This is a genomic window from Bacillus sp. FSL W8-0183 (assembly GCF_038006825.1).
GTDB classification, from domain to species: domain Bacteria; phylum Bacillota; class Bacilli; order Bacillales; family Bacillaceae; genus Bacillus; species Bacillus altitudinis.
Window position 1 is genome coordinate 3,505,503 of record NZ_JBBOVY010000001.1, and the last position, 20,018, is coordinate 3,525,520.

A 20,018-nucleotide genomic window follows, 5' to 3' on the forward strand; every position below is an offset into this window, starting at 1 on the left:
CTAGTTCTGAGTAGGCAGCGGTTTCATTTATACAGATGTTGTATGCTATAATGATACTTACGAATAATGAACGCTTGTGAGGTGATAAATATGAAAACCTTTAGGCTGATTGATTTAAAAATCGAACTTGATCCAAAGCAAGATAAAATGTCCAGCATTCCCCTTCGTGACGGCTTAATCATTAATAAAGAAGATGGCGAAAATCACTGGATGATCGAGGCACTGATCCCAAAGAAGCATAGACAAGTGTTTGAGGTGCTCTTCCAGCAGCATACAGAAGTAAAGATTCTCGTGACGATTACAAAAGAAAACAACCGCCCTGTTCATCTATCGGTCCAAGTCAAAAACATCGTTGCCTTAGAAGAAAACATATCTGTATTACTCGACGGTAAAATGATCACAAATCGTTACAGAACAGAAACCGAAGAAGTATTAAAAGACCTCGTCAAAGAGGGGCTATCAGGAGAAAAACTGCTGGATGCTTTTAAACAGAACACATAAAAAAAGAGCGGGATGAGCCGCTCTTAGATGGTTGACAAAGGGCTAAAATGAACTTTATTTTAGCCCTTTGTCTTCCTTTTCAGCGTGATAGAAAACCTTTGAAGTCTAGGAAGGGCGAGCACCGGAGCACAGCCCTGACAAAGAATGCGAGGGTTTGTCTACACGCTGAGAGCGGGATGAGCCGCTCTTTTTCTATTGCACATCTTTCGATTGGCTTTGTTTTTTCAATAAATCTCTAATTTCGGTTAACAACACTTCCGTTTGATCTGGCGTTTCAACCACTTCTTCTTCCTCTACCTTTTTCCGTTTTAATTTATTTAAATAACGAATAAAGATAAAAATGGAAAAGGAGATAATCAAGAAGTCGACCACTGTTTGAATGAAACTTCCATACAAAATTTGAGCAGAACCGATTTTAATAGACAATCCACTAAAATCATGCCCCCCAACAATAATACCAACAAGCGGCATAATTAAATCATTCACAAGAGAAGTGACAATTTTGCCAAATGCTCCCCCGATGATGACACCGACAGCAAGGTCAATCACATTCCCCTTGACGGCAAACTCTCTAAATTCTTTCAGCATTCTTTATCACCTTCATCTTTTTTTGTCTAATATGACGTTTTTTTGTCAAAAAAGCAAGTCCTCATCCGCTCTGGATGAATGTTTCCATATAAAAAACGGTTCATACAAGATGAACCGTCAGACACATTACGATACTTTCGGACCGATAGAAAATGTCAGTTCTGCTTCACATGCCACTTCGCCATCTACTGTTGCAACTGCTTTTCCTTTGGCAACTGGACCGCGAAGACGTGTGATTTCAACCTCTAAACGTAGCTGATCGCCTGGCTTGACCTGTCTTTTGAATCGGCAGCTGTCAATCCCTGCAAACAAACCAATTTTCCCTTTGTTCTCTTCTTTACCTAACATGATGACCCCAAAAACTTGAGCAAGCGCTTCTACAATAAGCACACCCGGCATGACGGGGTATCCTGGGAAATGGCCATTAAAAAATTCTTCATTTACTGTGACATTTTTGATTCCAACCGCTCTTTTCTCACCATCAACTTCTAAAATACGGTCAACCAATAAAAATGGATAACGGTGTGGAATAATGTCTTGAATTTGCTGAGCATCAAGCATGTCTTGATCTCTCCTTCTTTTCTATATCGCTAATCTTCATTTGATTCCTATTGAAGTATATTATGAATGCAGTCATTTTTCAATGTTCAGCCAACATTTATGGTAAAAAATAGAATCTATCATTACCTATTGTCATGAAATATAATCCACTCTACACTCATCGTTTTTTCACAAATATGGTAATATATATTACATCATTGATTGAATAAGAGGGTAAAAATGAATTTTATAAGCGATAAATCCATTAAAAAACTTCTCCATTCGTGGTATACAATGCTAAAACATCGACATTTTTCGAAGGCTGAAGAGATCAAAACGTCCTTAACCAAATATAAACGTAGATTGTCAAAGAAACAGGAGCTTCATTTACATTATCAGCTTATGCTTTTTCGGCACCAGCTCTGGATGAACCAAACAGAAGACTTAGAAAAACTGAAGCATGAACTCATGCTCCACAAAGATCAAATGAATGATCAACTGCAATATTATTTTTACTTTTTTCTCGGTTTATACGAATCTTTAAAGAGCGATCAAAATGATGCCATTCATTATCTAGAAAAAGCAGAAGAAAAACTGCCCCTGCTAGACGATGAGCTAGAGGAAGCGGAGTTTCATTTCCGTACAAGTGGTGTTTATTATAACAACCGCTATTCACTGTTATCCATTCGACATGTTGAAAAAGCCATGGATATCTTTGCAAAGCACGGGGATATCCACAGCATTTATCGGTGCAAAATTGTGCTCGCCCTTAACTTTAGTGATCAAAAAAAATATGAAGAAGCAGAAGCTATTTTTATTGAAATTATCGAATACGTGAAAATGATTGATGACCAAGAACTGCTTGGTATCGTGTATTATGACGCTGGTTTTATCAAGTCGAGACAGAATCGTCATAAGGAAGCACTAGAATACTTTAAAAAAGCGCTTCGGCTCCCAGCATACCGGAAATCTGCCCACTCCTATGTATCGTGTCTCTATGAAACTGTGCGTTCCTGCTTTAAAGAGAATTTAACTGATGAAGGAATGAAGTATATTCAAAAAGGGCTAAAAGAAGCCGTTGATGCCCAATTTGATCTATTAAGAATCAAGTTCCAAATTTTATTCCTTCTCTACAGCCAAGCGCCCAAGGCAGATGAACAGATTGCTACACTCGTCACATGTCTTGAACGAAAAGAAGCCTGGATTGATCTTGAAGATCTGCTTGCAGATGTCTCAGATTTTTATAAAAAAAAGGGCGACTTTGAGCGAGCCGCCTTTTTTATCATGAGAGGCTGACATCCGCCTGCTCATTATCGAATGGTATTAATGAGTCCTAGCATTTGATCGCCCATCGTAATGGTTCTTGAGTTCATCTGATACGAACGCTGTGTTGTCATGAGGTCTGTTAATTCTTTAGACATGTCCACATTCGACGTTTCAAGTGCACCTTGCTGAAGTTGAATGGCCTGACGGTTTGCCCCATTCAGTGCCGTTAAAGCGCCTTGATAGTTGCCGTCGACTGAGAACAAATTTTCTCCTTCAGAGATGAGTGCTGAAGAATTATTCACTTGAACAACCCCAAGATTCACCTGCTGATTCGGTTGATTGCCTCGAGAAATAGCTGTAAGCCGGCCATTTTTATCGATAGAAATATCACGGAAATTCGCATTTAAGACAATCTCATTCCCGTTTTCGTCAAGAATCGGATGGCCTTCGCTTGTCACCAGCTGGACTTGATTCGGATTATTTCCTGGCTGTAAATAAAGAGAGCCATCTCTTGTATACCGGATGTTACCGCCAGCATTGACCTGCAAATACTGAGATGGCGCACCAAATGCAACATCAAGGTCACGGCCTGTTTCTTTAATAGACCCTTGCAATGAGTTAATGGATGCATTGACCATCGTTCCAGTTCCAAGCCTTAAACCAGCAGGTGTCAGACGACTGTTTGCCACCTGCTCATTTTTTTCATCTACTTGATTAAACTGTTGTCTGATCAGCTCTGAAAAACGGGTGTTTTTTGCGCGATACCCTGTTGTTTCACTGTTTGCGATGTTATTACTAATGATATCAAGCTGCTTTTGCACCTCGTTCATTGACACAGCTGCATTGATCATCGTTCTAAGCATGAGAATCCTCCTCTCTCTTCATTTTTTCATTAATACACTCTTCCGATTTCATTTACTGCTTTTTCTAAACTCTTATCATATGCCTGAACCACTTTTTGGTTTGTTTCAAATGCGCGGTAGGCTGTTGTCATTTCTGTATATGATTTCGTCACATCAACGTTCGAGAGCTCTGATACACCTTGGCTTAATGTATAGGACATTTGACCGTTATTGACCGCACTTGGAAGAGGCTGGTTATCAGCTGTACGGTATAAATCATTTCCTTCACGCGCAAGGTTTCTTGTATCCATTGCAACACGTACATCAATTTGTCCAAGGTTTTGTCCGTTTTCACTCACGGTTCCATCTGCGTTCACTTTGAAATTCTCACTTTGAACGGTAATCGGCTGGCCCGTCACGGAAAGAAGGGCACGTCCATTGATCGTCAACTGATTTTGATCATTCAATGTAATGGAACTGCTTTTCGTATAACGAACGCCTTCTGGTGTATTCACAGCATAAAAAAGCGCTGACTTTTGATTTGTCTCCGGGTTGATGGGTACATTATTTTCTACTAATGCGATATCCGTTGTTTGATCCGTTGTTTTTAATGTTCCTTGTGTAAATTGAGGAATCAATTCCTGCATGTATGTTCCCGTATTAATTCCGCCAATCGCCGTTTGCTGTGGGATACTAAAGCCTTTGCCTGAAGATGTTTGGAAACGTCCTGATTCCATTCGGCTTAGCAGCATTTCTGGAAATGCGCGCATGGCCCCTTCATCTGCTTTATAGCCTGGAGTATTCGCATTTGCGATATTATTTGAAAGCATTTCTGTCCGCCGCTCTTGAGCGATCATGGCAGATGTTGCGGTGTATAGTCCTTTTAACACGTGCTCACCTCATTCAAATTCTTTCACATGACCTAAAATCATCAGTACACAATCTTCTATGAAATATATCGGCATATTGGCAGGCTTCTTTAATAAAAATCCCCCATTCTTTCTAAAAAGAATGAGGGAAATCATTAGCTGAGTTTACGCTTTGGCAGCTTGTCCATATTATCAAGCATCACGCCAGTACCAACTGCTACACAATCCATTGGATTTTCTGCAACGAAAACTGGTACTTTCAGCTCTTCTGCAAGCAATTGATCAAGCCCGTTTAGAAGCGCTCCGCCACCAGTAATGATGACGCCGCGGTCAATGATATCAGCTGATAATTCAGGTGGTGTTCTTTCGAGAACTTGTTTCGCAGCCTGAACAATGGCAGATACAGATTCACGTAATGCTTCTTCTACTTCTTTGCTTGTGACGGTAATCGTTCTTGGTAATCCTGTCACCATGTCTCGTCCACGAATCGAGATCTCTTCGTGACGTGCGTCTGGGAATACCGTTGCAACTTGGATCTTAATGTCCTCTGCAGTTCGCTCACCGATCAGCAGCTTGTACTCTTTTTTAATGTAGTTTAGAATTTCCAAGTCAAATTTGTCTCCAGCCATTTTAATAGAAGAGGCGGTTACAATGTCACCCATTGAGATGACAGCGATATCTGTCGTTCCGCCTCCAATATCTACGACCATGTTTCCACTTGGCTGAAAAATATCCATACCAGCACCAATAGCTGCTACTTTTGGCTCTTCTTCAAGAAATACATGCTTCCCGCCGCTTTTTTCAGCAGCTTCTTTGATCGCCTTCTGCTCAACAGATGTAATGTTTGTTGGGCAGCAGATGAGCATACGCGGCTTAGAGAATAGCCCTTTCACATTTAATGAGTTAATAAAATGCTTGAGCATCGCTTCAGTTACTTCAAAATCAGCAATTACGCCATCTTTTAATGGACGAATCGCAACAATATTCCCAGGCGTACGTCCAACCATACGTCTCGCTTCTTCTCCAACAGCTAATACTTTCCCGCTGTTTTTATCAAGAGCGACAACAGATGGTTCATTTAACACAATTCCTTTTCCTTTGACATGAATCAGTACATTTGCAGTACCAAGATCAATTCCAATATCCCTAGCAAACATCTATATATATCCTCCTTGAAAATCTGTTTCCATAGCAAATACCACATTCTGCCCTAATTATATATTCTATCATAATTTGCAGAAAAAAAGATATTTCTTTACAAAAGTCTTTACAAAATTTGTGGTTAGAAACTACCGATAAGAGGAAGATATATATATCATGTTTATGAACAAAGAACTAAAGCTTACTGTTTTACAGGCTCACCTTCTAAAATTTCTTCTTTTTTATACTTTAACTTTGTGGCTTCTCCCCCTCGCAGGTGGCGGATTGATTTATGATAATCCAGTATCTCCTTCACTTCGTTAGCCAGATCTGGATTAATTTCTGGCAGTCTTTCTGTTAGATCCTTGTGTACAGTACTTTTAGAGACTCCAAATTCTTTCGCAATTACACGAACGGTTTTCTTTGTCTCCACGATATACTTTCCTATCTTGATTGTTCGCTCTTTGATGTAATCGTGCACACCACTCGACCTCCCTAAAATGGATGTGAGAAGTGTGAAATGAGATCCGTATCAATATTATCCATTTTCAGCGGCGCTTGTTCGTCTTAATTTCTCATCCATTAGGTAGTAAATGCCAAACACGATCCCTCACCTCAAACACTCTCTTTGTCAGGTTTGTAACAGTGTATTAGCATTGCATAGGGAATATGCTAAAAATGAAGATGGGACAAGGGATTTATCAGAAAAGACAAAACAAAAAATCATTTCGAGTAGCGAAAATTTTCACTTTACAAGCATCGGTGTAACACGTAAAATAGGAAAGGTGAATTTATTTACCTAGATAAATAATGAATAAAGGTGAGCCTATGGATACGTTAAACAGAGAGTGTTTACATCAAATACATCAAAGCGCGCGGCTGCTGTCTAAAAAAGCGAACGAAGCGCTTGCTGCTTATGACTTGTACATGTCCCAGTGGACTGTACTTTTTTGTTTGGATACATTCGGTCCTAAAACGCAAAAAGACATTTGGACCTATTTGAACGTCGAAGCACCGACGATTACCAGAACCGTGACGCGTCTAGAAGCAAACGGCTGGGTGAAACGAGTCCAAGGAAAAGACAAACGTGAGAATCTCATCGTCATGACAGACGATGCAAAAGCAAAGTTTAAAAAAATCAAACAGACGATGGAACAATTTGAAGAAGAATGTCTTTCAGATTTTACCTACGAAGAAAAACAACTCCTCCATACACTTTTACACAAATTATCAACTGAATAGGAAGTGACATACACCATGAACGAACGCATTTGGACAAAAGACTTTATCATGATTGTCCTGGTGAATTTATTTACATTCACCTCTTTTTATGCCCTTTTGACACTACTCCCCATTTACACAATGGATGAATTAAATGGAACAGAATCACAGGGCGGCCTCCTTGTGACGGTCTTCTTATTATCAGCAATTGTGACAAGACCATTTTCAGGGGCCATTATTGAGAAATTCGGCAAGAAAAGCATGGCGATTTTTTCTTCAACAGCTTTTGCCCTGCTCACTTATTTATACATTCCAATTGATCAATTTCAAACACTTCTCATGCTGCGTTTCGTACAAGGAATCTTCTTCAGCATTTTGACAACCGTAGCAAGTGCTATTGCAGCTGATATGATTCCGAAACATAAACGAGGAGAGGGTCTTGGATACTTTGTGATGTCAATGAACCTCGCTGTGGTTATCGGTCCGTTTATCGCACTGAATCAAGTCGGAAAAGTAGGATTCCATTCTTTATTTCTTCTCTTTTCGATCATCGTCTCTATCGGTGCAGCTTTCACGATGCTGATTAGACAGCCAGAGCCTGAAAACGGTGGAAGTGTCATCTTTCGATTCACTTTTTCTCACCTGTTTGAAAAAGGTGCTTTAAAAACGGCAGCAGTTGGAATCATTATCTCCTTCTGTTACTCGCCGATCATTTCATTTATTTCAGTTTATGCCAATTCCCTGAACCTAATGGGTGCAAGCAGTTATTTCTTCATTGTATTTGCAGCTGCAATGCTTGGATCACGTCCATTTACAGGTAGACTGTTTGACCGAGTCGGGCCTCATATTGTGATCTATCCATCGATTGCTCTCTTTGCGATTGGTTTATGGATGCTGACCGCTACCCAAACAGCCACCATGCTTCTTTTATCCGGCGCTGTCATCGGCCTTGGCTACGGCTCTTTGGTGCCATGTCTACAAACACTTGCGATACAGCACTCACCAGCAAACCGTACAGGCTACGCCACAGCAACTTTCTTTACCCTTTATGATACGGGGATTGCCGCTGGATCCTTTGTCTTCGGACTGCTTGTCAGCTTCACAGATTTTTCAAATGTATATCTCATTGCTGGCGTTGTCGTGTTACTCAGCATGGGTGTTTTTTATTGGAGCGAACGAAAACCGCAAGAAGCAAAAGCACAAAAGGTTTCCCTATCAGAATAGGATACTGTTTTAAACTTCACTGAAAACATGCTAAAATATAGGATATTTCAAATGAACAGATAGGTCTTTTGAAAAATAGTTGGCGTTAAGCGAAAGTATAGGTGATGTTTTGAATTACGAATTGTTTAAAGTCATACACGGGATGGCTCATCATTCTGAGTTTTTAGATCAGGCCATGATTTTCATTACGAAAAAGGCCATTCTCGTATATGCCCTCGTCTTATTGATTTGCTGGTTTTTAGGTAATCACAAATTTAAGAAGCATGTCTTCTTTTCTGGTGTAACAGGCATCGTGGCACTCATCGTCAATTTTGCCATTACGCTGTTTTATTATGAAGAGCGGCCGTTTGTGGCGCACAAAGTCGACACACTCATCCCGCACTCAGCAGACGCTTCCTTCCCAAGTGACCACACAACAGGTGCACTGGCTCTTTCACTAGCCATTCGATCCCGTAATAAAAAACTCGGCAATATTTTGCTTGTTTTTGGATTACTGACAGGGTTCTCCCGCATCTGGGTCGGTCATCATTATCCATTTGATGTATTAGGCAGCTTGATCGTATCGATTGTGGTTGTCTTTATCATGAATAAATTATGGAAGTTCTTTGACTCTCCAATTGACCGTATCGTGACATTTTACGAGAACATTGTGGGCAAAATTTTCAGAAGGAAGCAAAAGGACCAAGGATCAGACCTGTCCAACTCTTAAGCGGCTTGCGATAAAGTATGGAAGACCTCTCTTCTACTTTATCCCAGCCGCTTTTTTCATTGTTTGTTTTCCTCTGACCATACTCGAAAAATAAAGGCTGACGCTAATGCCGACAAGGGAAATCATGATCAATGTCCAGCCTAATTGTTCAAAATGAGAACCTGCAATTTCCTCACCAAACAGCATGCCAAGCACGGCAGATGACAGAATGGAACCAAGGTACCTGCATGTTTGAAAAAGCCCAGAGGTCGTGCCAATCATTTGTTGAGGGCTCGCTTTTAACATCGCAGCTTGAAGCGCAACATTTCCAATCCCGTAACTGAGTCCAAGCAAAGCAAGAACCAGTCCTTTCCCCCAGAATGGCGCAGGAATAAAAAAGAAAGTCATTGCGGAAGCGCCGGCCAGCATCAGCACAGCACTTGCCAAAACAGGGTGCCGTTCATCGCCGCGATCTACCCACTTGCCAGTCAGCGGCGATACCATTATGCTCACGCCAGACATGCAAAGCATAAAGAGACCTGTCATCTCCACACGCCAGCCCAATTCATCCTGAAAATAACTTGGCAAGCCAAAAAAGAGACAATAGAAGAAAATATTCAAAATGATAAATTGCACATACACAAGCGAAAGCCGTTTCTCCTGCCTGAACATCCGAATTTGGATAAATGGCTCATCCACCTGATATTCCCACCATATAAAAGCACCCGCACTCACAAGACAGAGAATGCCCTGTACATACTGAATACCATCAGATAGTGATAATAAAAAAGAAAGCAAAAGGACAATACAAACTGTAAATAGAAACATCCCTGGCAAATCAAGCTTTCGGACAGTGTCTCCGATACGCAATTTTTTCTTCTTCTCCTTAGGAAACAAGGAAAGGCCTAGAAAAAAACTGATCAATATGAATGGCAGATTCACTAAAAAGATCGCCGGCCAGCTGCCGATCGTCATCAAAAACCCGCCAAGTGTCGGCCCGAGTGCTGTCATCGCTGAAGCAAAGATGGACAATACCGCTAAAGCAGAAGCTTGTCGTTCCTTCACATGATCCCGAATCAGTCCAACACCTGAAGGATAGATCGCACTGCTTCCAATCGCCTGTAGAAGCCGGATCACAATCAGCACCGCAAAAGTCGGGGCAAACGGCGCACAAATGGCTGAGACTGCCACTAGAACTAGTCCAAATAAAAATAAGGTTCTCCGGCTCATCACATGATCTCCAATTCGTCCACTCACCGGCTGCGTGACCGCACTGGCCAAATAAAAGGTTGAAATGAGCCAAGATACCGTCGTAAACGACAAACCGAACTCATGCTGAATTTGATGCAAGGCTAAAGAAATCATTGAGGAATTCAATGGATTTAACATCGTTCCAAAAGCAATCGCCGTTAAAAAGACTTTTCGATTGTTTTTCCATTTGATCATACACCCGCCCCCTTCTTTTGACATACACGTTCTTTGTCTATCTCCTCGTTATTATGAGATTCATTTCCCTTTTTTACCCTGATCAATTCAAGTTCTCTCTCCGAAAAGCAAGACATACATTTTAAAAAGGGCAAGTGTTGGAAAAGCGCATATAAAATTGAGAATATGAGGAACAAATGGTAAGATGCTACACATATTGAAAAGCCTACTTTCTCCTTATACGGAGAACGGCTGAAAAGGAGGAGAAGCTTATTATTAAAAAAAGACGGTTTTGGGTCCCAGCCCTTTTCTCGGTTGCAGTATTACTTCTGTCTTCGTGTGGTTCAAATGAAACAAATGGGAACGGAGATAAACGTAATTCTACAGCGAAAGGGTCGCCGATTTTGGAGGATGGGAAATTTATTTTTGCAGCATCAGGTGAATTCCACCCATTCAGTTACATGGATGGAAACCAGATGTCTGGCTTTGATATTGATGTCGGCAATGCGATTAGCGACAAGATGGGCCTAGAGCCTGTACAGAAAAAATATAAATTCGCAGGCATCGTCGAAGGCGTCAAAGCAGGTAAATTTGATGCCGCCATTGCAAGTCATACCATCAACGAGGAACGAAAAAAACACGTCCTTTTTTCTCAACCGTATTACTACTCCGGTCCGCAAATCTTCACAAGACCCGGCGCAGACATTCACAGTGCAGATGACTTAAAAAACAAAGAAATCGCTGTCTCTAAAGGTTCGTCTTATGCGGATATTGCCAAAGAACATAGCGGTAAGGAACCGAAATATTACGACAGTGATGTTGTCGCTTTAGAAGCACTAGCCAATGGCAAACACGATGCGGTCGTCACTGATTTTGCCACAGGGGCAGAAGCCATGAAGAAAAAACTAAAAATTGAAGCACAAGAAAGACTCGGGCAAAGTGAGCAAGCAATTGCTGTCTCTAAAGACAATAAAGAGCTCATAAAAGAAATCAACGATGCGATTGATGCACTCAAAAAAGAAGGAACATTAAGACAAATTAGCGAAAAGTATTTTGACGAAGATATTACCGTCAAACAGGATTAAAACCACGATTGTGCGCCTTTCTCCAGGCGCACTTTCTTCAAATGGAGATGATTGTTTTGCCTACCTTATCACATTTTTTTCAAACGCTGATTGATTCTAGAGGCGTTTTCTTAGAAGGAATGCTGCTCACCTTACAACTCACTGTCATCAGTATTTTCATCGGCATGTTCATCGGGCTTTTCTTTGCCTTACTAAAAATATCCCGCGTGGCCGTTTTCGGTTATATCGCAAATGCCTATATCTTCCTTGTACGCGGGACACCACTCATTGTGCAGATTTTCATCCTGTATTTTGGGCTTACAGAATTAAATATACCCGACTTTTGGGCAGCCTCTATTGCGCTTGCCTTCCATAACGGTGCCTATATAGCAGAAATATTCAGAGGGGCGATTCAATCAATCGATCAAGGTCAAAAAGAAGCAGGACGTTCTCTTGGCATGGGGCGATTTCTAACCATGAGACGTATCATTCTCCCGCAAGCGATGCGGCGCGCCCTTCCCCCTCTCGGCAATCAGTTTATCATCGGCTTAAAAGATTCATCACTTGCTGCCTTCATCAGCGTCAATGAACTCTTTAACATAGCCACCACTCAAGGCTCCAACAGTTTTGACAACATGACGTACTTACTTGTCGTGGCTGTCTATTACTTAGTTCTTGTCCTGCTGTTAACATTCGCTGTGCAAACCGTTGAGAAGAAACTATCAGTCAGTGATCATTAGGAGGAGAAGCATGACAGAATCAAAAGAGATCATTCGTGTTGAAAAACTGAATAAACACTTTGGAGAACTGCATGTCTTAAAAGATATCGACCTCACTGTATATGAAAATGATGTCGTCGTCTTAATTGGTGCAAGCGGCTCTGGGAAAAGCACCTTGCTCCGTTGTATGAATTTTTTAGAAATAAAAAATGACGGTCAGATCATCATTGATGGCAGTCCCGTTCATCCAAAACGAGATCAATTAAACGAAATGAGGCAGAAAATAGGCATGGTGTTTCAGCATTTTAATCTCTTCCCGCACAAAACCGTGCTTGAAAACATCATCGAAGCACCGGTTATGGTGAAAAAAACAAAGAAAGCACAAGCGATAACTGAAGCCAATGTCTTATTAGAGAAAGTCGGACTAGCGGATAAAGCAAAAGTGTACCCTTCAAAGCTATCAGGAGGTCAAAAACAGCGCGTTGCCATCGCACGAGCTCTCGCCATGAAGCCCGATGTCATGTTATTTGACGAGCCCACTTCTGCGCTGGACCCAGAGCTTGTAGGCGAAGTGCTGCAAACCATGAAAAGTCTTGCCAAAGAAGGCATGACAATGGTCATCGTCACTCATGAAATGGGCTTCGCAAAAGAAGTAGCTGACCGAGTTGTTTATATGCATGAAGGACGAATCGTCGAACAAGGTACCCCATCAGAATTATTTGATTCTCCTCAAGAGGAGCGAACCAAATTGTTTCTCAGTTCGATTTTATAGGTCAAACGCCCTTTATTTTTCGTCGTTCATACACGTTTATTCTCATTTTTTACGAACTTTTCATCCATTTATATTGATAATGACCAAAAAACCATGTTAGATAAACTTACATAAATATGTTATATATGACTTTTCTCTCTATAATGAAGAATTAAGAAATCTATTAATTCTGAATGATTCGGGGGAATGCAGCATGCAAATGGGTGATACAGTATTTATGTTCTTCTGCACACTACTCGTGTGGTTAATGACACCGGGTTTAGCCTTATTCTACGGAGGACTTGTGAGAAGTAAAAACGTGTTAAGTACGACAATGCACAGCTTAACCTCACTAGCCATTGTCTCTATCGTCTGGATCGTATTTGGCTATTCACTGGCCTTTGCGCCAGGCAATGCATGGATCGGAGGCTTTGACTGGGTTGGACTAAAAGGCGTTGGCTTTGAACCTGGTTCATATAGTGATACGATTCCACATTCATTGTTCATGATGTTCCAAATGACCTTTGCTGTCCTCACAACAGCCATTATCTCTGGTGCCTTCGCTGAACGTATTCGTTACTCAGCGGTGGTCGTGTTTACACTCCTTTGGGTCACATTTGTATACGCTCCAGTCGCTCACTGGGTATGGGGTGGCGGCTGGATTGGCGAAATGGGAGCACTTGACTTCGCCGGTGGAAACGTCGTCCACATTTCATCCGGTGTGGCTGGTCTAGTCGTAGCCATTGTTCTCGGGAAGCGAAAAGAAGCGGCAAGTTCTTCTCCGCATAACTTGATCTACACACTTCTTGGCGGAGCTGTGATTTGGTTTGGCTGGTTTGGGTTTAACGTAGGAAGTGCCCTCACATTAGACAGTGTCGCCATGTATGCCTTTATTAACACCAATACAGCAGCTGCTGCAGGAATCATCGGCTGGCTGTTAGTCGAATGGATGATCAACAAAAAACCAACGATGCTAGGTGCAATCTCTGGAGCCATTGCAGGCCTAGTAGCGATTACACCTGCCGCAGGTTTTGTCACACCATTTGCTTCGATTATCATCGGAATCATCGGCGGAATCGTTTGTTTCTGGGGCGTCTATTCACTTAAAGCCAAGTTCGGCTATGATGATGCACTGGATGCATTCGGTCTGCACGGAATCGGCGGTACGTGGGGAGGCATTGCTACAGGCCTTTTCGCCACTACATCTGTCAATGATGGCGGAGCCAACGGCTTATTTTACGGGGATCCAAGCTTACTTTGGAAACAAGTTGTCGCCATCGTGGCCACATACGTCTTTGTTGCAGTTGTCACATACGTGATCATCAAAGTCGTCAACATCTTCTTCAAGATTCGCGCAACTGAAGAAGAAGAATCAGTCGGTCTTGATTTAACGATGCACGGCGAAAAAGCATATCAAGATTAAAGAAAAAGGGGTGTCTCTATGAGCAAAATGTATAAAGTGGAGATTGTCACACGTCCAGCTAATTTTGAAACATTAAAGGTGGAGCTTGGAAAGATTGGTGTCACCTCGATTACCTTTTCCAATGTGCACGGCTGCGGACTACAAAAGGGACATACGGAACTATACCGTGGCGTCAAAAAGGAAAGCAATGTGTACGAACGTTTAAAGATTGAAATCGTCTTAAGCAAAGTACCTGTTGAACAGGTCGTGGAAACGGCTCAAAAGGTACTTCGTACAGGAGAACCAGGGGATGGGAAGATTTTTATATATGAGATAGAAAATACAATCAACATTCGGACAGGTGAAGAAGGACCTGCCGCCTTATAATCCATCCTCCGCCGAGTGCGGGGGATTTTTTAAGACAGAAAAAAACCTCTGCATATTCATATACACAGAGGCTGCAAGGTATTAAGATTGTTTTGTTTCTTCTGACTGACTGCGGTCTTTAGAGGAATCAGAAGACTTTTCTTGATCAGAGGATTTCCCCTTCTCATCAGACTTATCTTCAGATTTTTCTTCAGCCGGCTCTTTTGCCTTATCGTCAGCAGCAGGTTCCTTCGTTTTTTCATCAACTTTTGGCTGAGCAGGTTCTTTTGCTTCTTCCGTCACTTCTTGCGCTGCTTTTTCAATGGAAGAAACAGGCTTATCAATGAAGCTAAGTGGATTAAGCGCTAAACCTTCCATACGAATTTCAAAGTGAACATGGTTGCCGCTTTCAGCACCATATAGATTCTTACCAGAAGCACCGATGACATCATTCTGCTTTACTTCATCGCCTTCTTTTACACTCACTTGAGACAACGATTGATAAACAGTAGACAATCCATCTTCATGTTCAATTTCAACAACGTGACCGAGAACTGGATCTTTTTTCGCCTGAACGACTGTTCCACTAAGAGCAGCTGTGACATCAAACACTTTGCCATCTTTATCTGCAAGATCAATACCTTTGCTTAAGGTATAGGTGTTATTATAGTTTACAAGTGCTGCTTCTTTTTCTTTTTGATCAGCATCTGCTTCATAGAACTTTTTCACGACAGAAACATTCTCAGAATTCTGGACCGGCATAGCGACATTTTCAATTGGCTTTCCAACTTCAACGGCATCATCACGCTGTTCTTGTCCTGTTTGATTTCCATCAGATAGTTGGTCTTTCACATCTTTCGATACAGCTTGATACCAAAGAACGGCTGTTAACACGACCGCTGCGCTGACCAAGTAAATAGCAGGGAATACCCAGCGCTTACGGAAAAATTGCTGAACTTTTGTGATTTTGGAAGTACGTTTCTTTTCTTCCTCTCTCATTTTTCATCACCTCAGCAACATTCTGAACACTTTTCAAAAAATATATACACACGAAATCATTTTTCTTTTTATTTTGCGCAATCGCATCAATAATATGTATGATGAATGAAAAAAGATGGGGGTACATATGGTGAAAACTTTCAACCGCATGGCAACAGAAAATGACCTCAAAGAGATCGTCGATATCTACAATTCTACGATTGCTTCAAGAGAAGTAACGGCCGATACAGAACCTGTTACAGTAGAAGACCGCCGTCAGTGGTTTTTGAATCATTCAGAGAAACGTCCTCTCTATGTGAAAACAGATGAGGAAGGAAATATCTACGGCTGGCTCAGTTTTGAAACGTTTTACGGCAGACCTGCATACAACGGTACTGTTGAAATGAGTATTTATTTGAACCAAAACTATCGAGGAAAAGGTTTAGGGTCATTGTTCTTACAAGAGGCGCTTGAATTGGCACCCTCATTAGGCATCCGAACGTTACTTGCCTTTATTTTCGGCCACAACGAAGCCAGCATCAAATTATTTAAGAAGCACGGCTTTGAGACTTGGGGACATTTGCCACGCATCGCGGAAATGGACGGCAATCGGTACGACTTAGATATTTTAGGAAAAGAATTATGAACGGAGCGTCTCTTGAAGAAAGAGACGCTTTAGATTGTTGACAAAGGGCTAAAATGAACTTGATTTTAGCCCTTTGTCTTCTTTTCAGCGTGATAGAAAACCTTTGCAGTCTAGGAAGGACGAGTACTGGCGCGGAGCGAATTTGACATTCGTGAGCACCAGCACGCAGGACTGACAAAGAATGCGAGGGTTTGTCTACACGCTGGAGCGTCTCTTGAAGAAAGAGACGCTTTTTTATGAAGCATGCACCAACTGCTCAAATTGCTTCGCATTTTGAAGCGATTTTCTTTTCAGAATGATACCATGTTCATCAATCAGAAGCGCTTGCGGAACAACTGTTACTCCATACAACTCCATAATTTGTGATGAGCGCATATAAACAGCTTGCTCCGGCAGCAATTGAAGAAGCGAGGCATCATCGGCTTGTTCATCTCCATTAATAACAATCACATGAGCATCATCATGTGAAGTTTGAGGCTGCACATCAGACAAAATACTTTTACAAGTCATGCAAGTAGAATTCACAAATAACAGCATCACAGCTCGCCCATTTTGCAAATACTCCTTCAAGATCACCTTTTCACCTACATGCGAATAACTGCGAAATAACGGAGCCGGGTCACCAATATCCGCTTCCTTCAATTCAATTCCATCAAGGGACTTTATTTTATTCATAAATCTCCCGATAAAACGGGCAAGCAAAAACACGACAGCCAGCTGGGCAATGACAATTAATAACACAATGATTAATAAAATATCTGTCATTTCATTTTATCTCCTTCTATAATTGATCCATCTGCAATCTGGAATGAGTCGATCCACTTTCGCTTTAATAGCACAATTTCTTGGCTGACCGCTATGATCAAACAGACAGCCGCTGCAATGAGAAAACAAATCATTTTCAACCGCAATGAAATCATTTCAACACTAGGATGTACATAAAATAACCCAGCCACAAGAGTAAGCATCAGCAGATTACGAATCACAATCCCCCAATGCAGGCGATCGTTTTCCAGTAACCCTCCACAACCGCACGAAATATCACGATGCCCCCTAATTAAATTGAACGTAACCGCTCCAGTATAAATACATAACAGGGCTGTAAGGCCAATTGCAGGCAGGATAGACATGTTCCATATAAACAAATGAATCGTACAAACCAACTCAATCAACAAAAACACATAAAACATGGGTGCCGCGAAAGAAGGCGGCAGCAGCCGATAAGCATTGATCTGCTGAACATGTGCCTTCTGTTTCCTTGCTTTATCCAGCGATGCACCTGCAAAAATGATTCCTAGTAAATAGACGCCTATGAAATAAAAGACACTCACCTTACACCATCTCCTTTTGTTGAAATAGTTGAGATTGTGCCTCGTATAGCCTTCTGTACTCTCCGTGTAATGCCATCAGTTCATCATGGTTACCCTCTTCAATAAAAGCACCATCTTTCATGACGATGATACGGTCTGCTAAGCGGGCCGCTCCCATACGATGTGTAATAAACAAAACACCTTGATCCTGCGTATGATCGAACAACTTTCGAATGAGTGAGATCTCCGACAATGGATCGAGAGCAGAGGTCGGTTCATCTAAAATAATAAAATCACTTTCTCTAAAGAAGGTTCTCGCCATCGCAAGCTTTTGCCATTGTCCGCCAGACAATTCATGTCCCTCTTCAAAAAAACGACCTAGCTGCGCATCATATGTGTCTTCCATTGCATTAATTCTTTTCTCTATACCTGCTTGACGGGCGGCTGAAATCAACCGCTCTTCCTCTTCTATATCATCAATACGGCCAAACCCTATGTTTTCTCTCACAGTGAATTCGTACTTCATAAAATCTTGAAAAAGAACAGCCATTCTCGCATGATAGGTCTTTTTATGGATGGTGGAAATATCCTCTCCATTGACTTTGTGCATATTCTGTTGATCTGGATCATATAAGCCGGTTAAACATTTGATTAAAGTGGTTTTACCGGACCCATTATCACCTACTAATGCAATTCGTTCACCTTTATTCATATGAAAATGAATATGCTCAATCGCTGGTTTTTTCATATTCGGATAAGTAAAAGAGAGATTGTCTAATGTAATGGACTGGATATGCTCAATTCCCTGAAGCGACGCTGCCTCTTCTGTCTGTTCATGCATTTCCTCTTCTCTCTTTTGAAAAGCTCTCATTTCATCAATATATAGGCTTGTTTCATATAAACTAGAACATTCCCTCGTTAAATCTTGAAACCCACTTTGAATGTTTTGTACAGCTTGCAGCACTGCAACAAACGTACCCGCTGCTAATTTTTTTTGAAAAATAAGAAAGACAATCAATAAACCACAGCACACATAGGCCAATGTCATGAGCAACCCGCCTGCCATCTCCCAGCGCACTTGGCGTTTCAGCAAATTATATTTTTCATCTGCACTTTTAACGTAGTGACCTCTCCACTTTTGAAGAAGATAATTCCCTATTCCATATAAACGAACTTCCTTTAAAGAATCTCGCTGCGCGACGAGATCAGATACATACATTTCTCTTCGATCATTAGCCGTTAACAAACGATTTAATCGATAACGTGCGCCTCCAAAGAAAAGTTCAATCCATAATACAGGCAAGGTAAACAAGAACAATATGACCGCTAAGCCCCAATGAATACCGATCATATAGATAAGAAGTGATACAACAGTAATCAACGCGCTCATCATTGTAAAAATACTTCTCACCATACTGAGAACATGCTGATGACTGTTCATCACACGTTGACTTTCATTGTAAAAGGACGGGTGCTCAAACGTAATAAACGGCAGTCTTATCGCTTTTTGAAGCAATTCACCTTTCAAATGCAGACCAATAAGATTTGTAGCTTTCTGTTGACTAAGCTGAAGAATGAATTGAAGCCCATATCCTAAAATCACAATGACCATTTGCAGTCCAAATAACCACAAAACCTTTTGGATGTCACCTGAAGACGTCATAAATAAAATAATTTCATTAATCAAAGTTTGAATAATCCAGACACTAGCCAAAGGCATAAAACCAACGATCACTTGAATGAACAAAGTTAAAAGAAGATAAGAACGACTTTTTTTCCAAGTATAGGAGATTGCATATAAACAATGGTTCACTGTACTCATGAGATGCTCCACCTTACACCATTTAGTATAATTGACATATTTTTGATATTTGTAATATGATAGCTTTGCGTAACTTCACTTTGAGAGGACGATATACGATGAATTCAATTTTTCTTTTACAGCTCGCTCTTATGATTTGCAGTCTTCTATTAACGGCTGGAATTATCATCTATTTAAAACAACAGATGCAGCTTATCATCTTACCTATAGAACACGTGGGGCAGAAACTTGCGCATCCACTTCTCGAACAGCCATCACCCATTCACATGAATGATCTGCTGCAAACAAATCGTACACAACAATTACTGATCTTCACTGACACAGCATGTCCGCACTGCATTCCATCACTCGAACAATTCCTAGAAACAAAAAAGCAGCGTAAACTAAACGTTTCATTGAGTATTTTGTTGAAAAACGGGCAAAAAAAGGACCAAGAATTATATCGTGATCACGAAACAAACTTGCGAATTATTCCGGTAGACGAACAATTGATAAACGCATTCCAAATTCAGGAGTTTCCGTTCTACATCATGGTAGAAGAAAATGATACCATCTCATATGCAGCACCTTTTCCAGACGGTCTTTATTCAAGACTAGCTGCAAACTAAAGATAAATGAGGCATGTGAAGAGCATCAAACACATGCCTCATTTTTTA

General features: G+C 41.1%; 23 protein-coding genes. 12 read left to right on the forward strand and 11 right to left on the reverse strand.

Annotated features, from left to right (window positions below):
* Positions 1–90: 90 nt before the first annotated feature.
* A complete protein-coding gene (locus NSQ64_RS18470; protein ID WP_003215215.1) occupies positions 91–501 on the forward strand; it encodes a YwpF-like family protein in 411 nt (136 codons plus the stop codon).
* Between the two features lie 192 nt (positions 502–693).
* Here NSQ64_RS18470 and mscL read toward each other — a convergent pair whose 3' ends face one another.
* Together mscL and fabZ are read right to left on the reverse strand one after the other, a co-directional pair.
* On the reverse strand, positions 694–1,089 hold the full coding sequence (mscL, locus tag NSQ64_RS18475; RefSeq protein WP_008343317.1) for a large conductance mechanosensitive channel protein MscL: 396 nt from the start codon (positions 1,087–1,089) through the stop codon (positions 694–696).
* Positions 1,090–1,215: 126 nt separating this feature from the next.
* Positions 1,216–1,650 carry a 3-hydroxyacyl-ACP dehydratase FabZ gene (gene fabZ / locus NSQ64_RS18480; RefSeq protein ID WP_024718731.1) on the reverse strand — a complete coding sequence of 145 codons (435 nt, stop codon included), beginning with the start codon at positions 1,648–1,650 and terminating at the stop codon, positions 1,216–1,218.
* A gap of 219 nt (positions 1,651–1,869) precedes the next feature.
* On the opposite strand from fabZ, the gene NSQ64_RS18485 reads away from it, so the two are divergent.
* The gene (locus NSQ64_RS18485; RefSeq protein WP_268381901.1) at positions 1,870–2,925 is read left to right on the forward strand and encodes a tetratricopeptide repeat protein; all 1,056 of its coding nucleotides are present in this window, start codon (positions 1,870–1,872) and stop codon (positions 2,923–2,925) included.
* A gap of 14 nt (positions 2,926–2,939) precedes the next feature.
* Here the strand turns inward: NSQ64_RS18485 and NSQ64_RS18490 are convergent, their stop codons facing one another.
* The 4 genes from NSQ64_RS18490 to spoIIID form a co-directional block, all read right to left on the reverse strand.
* On the reverse strand, positions 2,940–3,758 hold the full coding sequence (locus tag NSQ64_RS18490; RefSeq protein WP_024718733.1) for a flagellar hook-basal body protein: 819 nt from the start codon (positions 3,756–3,758) through the stop codon (positions 2,940–2,942).
* Between the two features lie 29 nt (positions 3,759–3,787).
* The gene (locus NSQ64_RS18495) at positions 3,788–4,627 is read right to left on the reverse strand and encodes a flagellar hook-basal body protein (protein WP_017360018.1); all 840 of its coding nucleotides are present in this window, start codon (positions 4,625–4,627) and stop codon (positions 3,788–3,790) included.
* Between the two features lie 134 nt (positions 4,628–4,761).
* The gene (mbl, locus tag NSQ64_RS18500; RefSeq protein ID WP_012011515.1) at positions 4,762–5,763 is read right to left on the reverse strand and encodes a cell shape-determining protein Mbl; all 1,002 of its coding nucleotides are present in this window, start codon (positions 5,761–5,763) and stop codon (positions 4,762–4,764) included.
* Between the two features lie 185 nt (positions 5,764–5,948).
* Positions 5,949–6,227 carry a sporulation transcriptional regulator SpoIIID gene (gene spoIIID, locus NSQ64_RS18505; protein WP_008343327.1) on the reverse strand — a complete coding sequence of 93 codons (279 nt, stop codon included), beginning with the start codon at positions 6,225–6,227 and terminating at the stop codon, positions 5,949–5,951.
* A 347-nt stretch (positions 6,228–6,574) separates the two neighbouring features.
* Between spoIIID and NSQ64_RS18510 the strand changes: the two genes are divergently transcribed.
* The 3 genes from NSQ64_RS18510 to NSQ64_RS18520 all read left to right on the forward strand — a co-directional run bounded on the left by NSQ64_RS18510 (position 6,575) and on the right by NSQ64_RS18520 (position 8,900).
* On the forward strand, positions 6,575–6,988 hold the full coding sequence (locus NSQ64_RS18510; RefSeq protein ID WP_026050165.1) for a MarR family winged helix-turn-helix transcriptional regulator: 414 nt from the start codon (positions 6,575–6,577) through the stop codon (positions 6,986–6,988).
* A 15-nt stretch (positions 6,989–7,003) separates the two neighbouring features.
* Positions 7,004–8,191 carry an MFS transporter gene (locus tag NSQ64_RS18515; RefSeq protein WP_341017724.1) on the forward strand — a complete coding sequence of 396 codons (1,188 nt, stop codon included), beginning with the start codon at positions 7,004–7,006 and terminating at the stop codon, positions 8,189–8,191.
* A gap of 109 nt (positions 8,192–8,300) precedes the next feature.
* A complete protein-coding gene (locus tag NSQ64_RS18520; protein ID WP_008343330.1) occupies positions 8,301–8,900 on the forward strand; it encodes an undecaprenyl-diphosphatase in 600 nt (199 codons plus the stop codon).
* 33 nt (positions 8,901–8,933) lie between these two features.
* Here the strand turns inward: NSQ64_RS18520 and NSQ64_RS18525 are convergent, their stop codons facing one another.
* The gene (locus tag NSQ64_RS18525; protein ID WP_035389771.1) at positions 8,934–10,325 is read right to left on the reverse strand and encodes an MFS transporter; all 1,392 of its coding nucleotides are present in this window, start codon (positions 10,323–10,325) and stop codon (positions 8,934–8,936) included.
* Positions 10,326–10,543: 218 nt separating this feature from the next.
* On the opposite strand from NSQ64_RS18525, the gene NSQ64_RS18530 reads away from it, so the two are divergent.
* The 5 genes from NSQ64_RS18530 to NSQ64_RS18550 all read left to right on the forward strand — a co-directional run bounded on the left by NSQ64_RS18530 (position 10,544) and on the right by NSQ64_RS18550 (position 14,627).
* Entirely contained in the window at positions 10,544–11,389 is an 846-nt protein-coding gene (locus tag NSQ64_RS18530; RefSeq protein ID WP_341018369.1) for a transporter substrate-binding domain-containing protein, read from the forward strand.
* A 41-nt stretch (positions 11,390–11,430) separates the two neighbouring features.
* On the forward strand, positions 11,431–12,108 hold the full coding sequence (locus NSQ64_RS18535) for an amino acid ABC transporter permease (protein ID WP_007497584.1): 678 nt from the start codon (positions 11,431–11,433) through the stop codon (positions 12,106–12,108).
* 10 nt (positions 12,109–12,118) lie between these two features.
* Positions 12,119–12,859 (forward strand): amino acid ABC transporter ATP-binding protein, encoded by a 741-nt coding sequence (locus NSQ64_RS18540; RefSeq protein ID WP_045033939.1) that lies wholly within the window; start codon positions 12,119–12,121, stop codon positions 12,857–12,859.
* Between the two features lie 193 nt (positions 12,860–13,052).
* On the forward strand, positions 13,053–14,261 hold the full coding sequence (locus tag NSQ64_RS18545; RefSeq protein WP_041091425.1) for an ammonium transporter: 1,209 nt from the start codon (positions 13,053–13,055) through the stop codon (positions 14,259–14,261).
* Positions 14,262–14,279: 18 nt separating this feature from the next.
* Positions 14,280–14,627 (forward strand): P-II family nitrogen regulator, encoded by a 348-nt coding sequence (locus tag NSQ64_RS18550; RefSeq protein WP_007497589.1) that lies wholly within the window; start codon positions 14,280–14,282, stop codon positions 14,625–14,627.
* A gap of 81 nt (positions 14,628–14,708) precedes the next feature.
* Here the strand turns inward: NSQ64_RS18550 and NSQ64_RS18555 are convergent, their stop codons facing one another.
* Positions 14,709–15,605: a peptidoglycan DD-metalloendopeptidase family protein gene (locus NSQ64_RS18555; protein WP_039165313.1), complete on the reverse strand. Its 897-nt coding sequence runs from the start codon at positions 15,603–15,605 to the stop codon at positions 14,709–14,711.
* A gap of 127 nt (positions 15,606–15,732) precedes the next feature.
* Between NSQ64_RS18555 and NSQ64_RS18560 the strand changes: the two genes are divergently transcribed.
* Positions 15,733–16,230: a GNAT family N-acetyltransferase gene (locus NSQ64_RS18560; RefSeq protein ID WP_341017730.1), complete on the forward strand. Its 498-nt coding sequence runs from the start codon at positions 15,733–15,735 to the stop codon at positions 16,228–16,230.
* A gap of 234 nt (positions 16,231–16,464) precedes the next feature.
* On the opposite strand, the gene NSQ64_RS18565 is transcribed toward NSQ64_RS18560, so the two are convergent.
* The 3 genes from NSQ64_RS18565 to NSQ64_RS18575 are packed head-to-tail and all read right to left on the reverse strand — an operon-like array spanning position 16,465 to position 19,362.
* Positions 16,465–16,995, reverse strand: coding sequence for a TlpA family protein disulfide reductase (locus NSQ64_RS18565; RefSeq protein ID WP_007497592.1), 531 nt, complete (start codon positions 16,993–16,995; stop codon positions 16,465–16,467).
* Positions 16,992–17,561, reverse strand: a complete 570-nt coding sequence (locus NSQ64_RS18570; RefSeq protein WP_217967755.1) for a MauE/DoxX family redox-associated membrane protein — start codon at positions 17,559–17,561, stop codon at positions 16,992–16,994. The genes NSQ64_RS18565 and NSQ64_RS18570 overlap by 4 nt, the downstream gene beginning before the upstream one ends.
* Before the next feature lies 1 nt (position 17,562).
* Complete coding sequence (locus NSQ64_RS18575; RefSeq protein WP_341017735.1) at positions 17,563–19,362, reverse strand: ABC transporter ATP-binding protein; 1,800 nt, start codon at positions 19,360–19,362, stop codon at positions 17,563–17,565.
* 98 nt (positions 19,363–19,460) lie between these two features.
* On the opposite strand from NSQ64_RS18575, the gene NSQ64_RS18580 reads away from it, so the two are divergent.
* Entirely contained in the window at positions 19,461–19,970 is a 510-nt protein-coding gene (locus tag NSQ64_RS18580) for a hypothetical protein (RefSeq protein WP_056704223.1), read from the forward strand.
* The last annotated feature ends 48 nt before the right edge of the window (positions 19,971–20,018 follow it).

Excerpts from the sequence above, each read along its gene's own strand:
- NSQ64_RS18525 (WP_035389771.1), bottom strand. The coding sequence starts at position 10,325 with ATGATCAAATGGAAAAACAATCGAAAAGTCTTTTTAACGGCGATTGCT.
- NSQ64_RS18555 (WP_039165313.1), bottom strand. The coding sequence starts at position 15,605 with ATGAGAGAGGAAGAAAAGAAACGTACTTCCAAAATCACAAAAGTTCAG.
- NSQ64_RS18545 (WP_041091425.1), top strand. The coding sequence starts at position 13,053 with ATGCAAATGGGTGATACAGTATTTATGTTCTTCTGCACACTACTCGTG.
- NSQ64_RS18535 (WP_007497584.1), top strand. The coding sequence starts at position 11,431 with ATGGAGATGATTGTTTTGCCTACCTTATCACATTTTTTTCAAACGCTG.
- NSQ64_RS18550 (WP_007497589.1), top strand. The coding sequence starts at position 14,280 with ATGAGCAAAATGTATAAAGTGGAGATTGTCACACGTCCAGCTAATTTT.
- NSQ64_RS18485 (WP_268381901.1), top strand. The coding sequence starts at position 1,870 with ATGAATTTTATAAGCGATAAATCCATTAAAAAACTTCTCCATTCGTGG.
- mscL (WP_008343317.1), bottom strand. The coding sequence starts at position 1,089 with ATGCTGAAAGAATTTAGAGAGTTTGCCGTCAAGGGGAATGTGATTGAC.
- NSQ64_RS18510 (WP_026050165.1), top strand. The coding sequence starts at position 6,575 with ATGGATACGTTAAACAGAGAGTGTTTACATCAAATACATCAAAGCGCG.
- NSQ64_RS18540 (WP_045033939.1), top strand. The coding sequence starts at position 12,119 with ATGACAGAATCAAAAGAGATCATTCGTGTTGAAAAACTGAATAAACAC.
- NSQ64_RS18515 (WP_341017724.1), top strand. The coding sequence starts at position 7,004 with ATGAACGAACGCATTTGGACAAAAGACTTTATCATGATTGTCCTGGTG.
- NSQ64_RS18470 (WP_003215215.1), top strand. The coding sequence starts at position 91 with ATGAAAACCTTTAGGCTGATTGATTTAAAAATCGAACTTGATCCAAAG.
- NSQ64_RS18565 (WP_007497592.1), bottom strand. The coding sequence starts at position 16,995 with ATGACAGATATTTTATTAATCATTGTGTTATTAATTGTCATTGCCCAG.
- NSQ64_RS18490 (WP_024718733.1), bottom strand. The coding sequence starts at position 3,758 with ATGCTTAGAACGATGATCAATGCAGCTGTGTCAATGAACGAGGTGCAA.
- NSQ64_RS18580 (WP_056704223.1), top strand. The coding sequence starts at position 19,461 with ATGAATTCAATTTTTCTTTTACAGCTCGCTCTTATGATTTGCAGTCTT.
- mbl (WP_012011515.1), bottom strand. The coding sequence starts at position 5,763 with ATGTTTGCTAGGGATATTGGAATTGATCTTGGTACTGCAAATGTACTG.
- NSQ64_RS18575 (WP_341017735.1), bottom strand. The coding sequence starts at position 19,362 with ATGAGTACAGTGAACCATTGTTTATATGCAATCTCCTATACTTGGAAA.
- fabZ (WP_024718731.1), bottom strand. The coding sequence starts at position 1,650 with ATGCTTGATGCTCAGCAAATTCAAGACATTATTCCACACCGTTATCCA.
- NSQ64_RS18560 (WP_341017730.1), top strand. The coding sequence starts at position 15,733 with ATGGTGAAAACTTTCAACCGCATGGCAACAGAAAATGACCTCAAAGAG.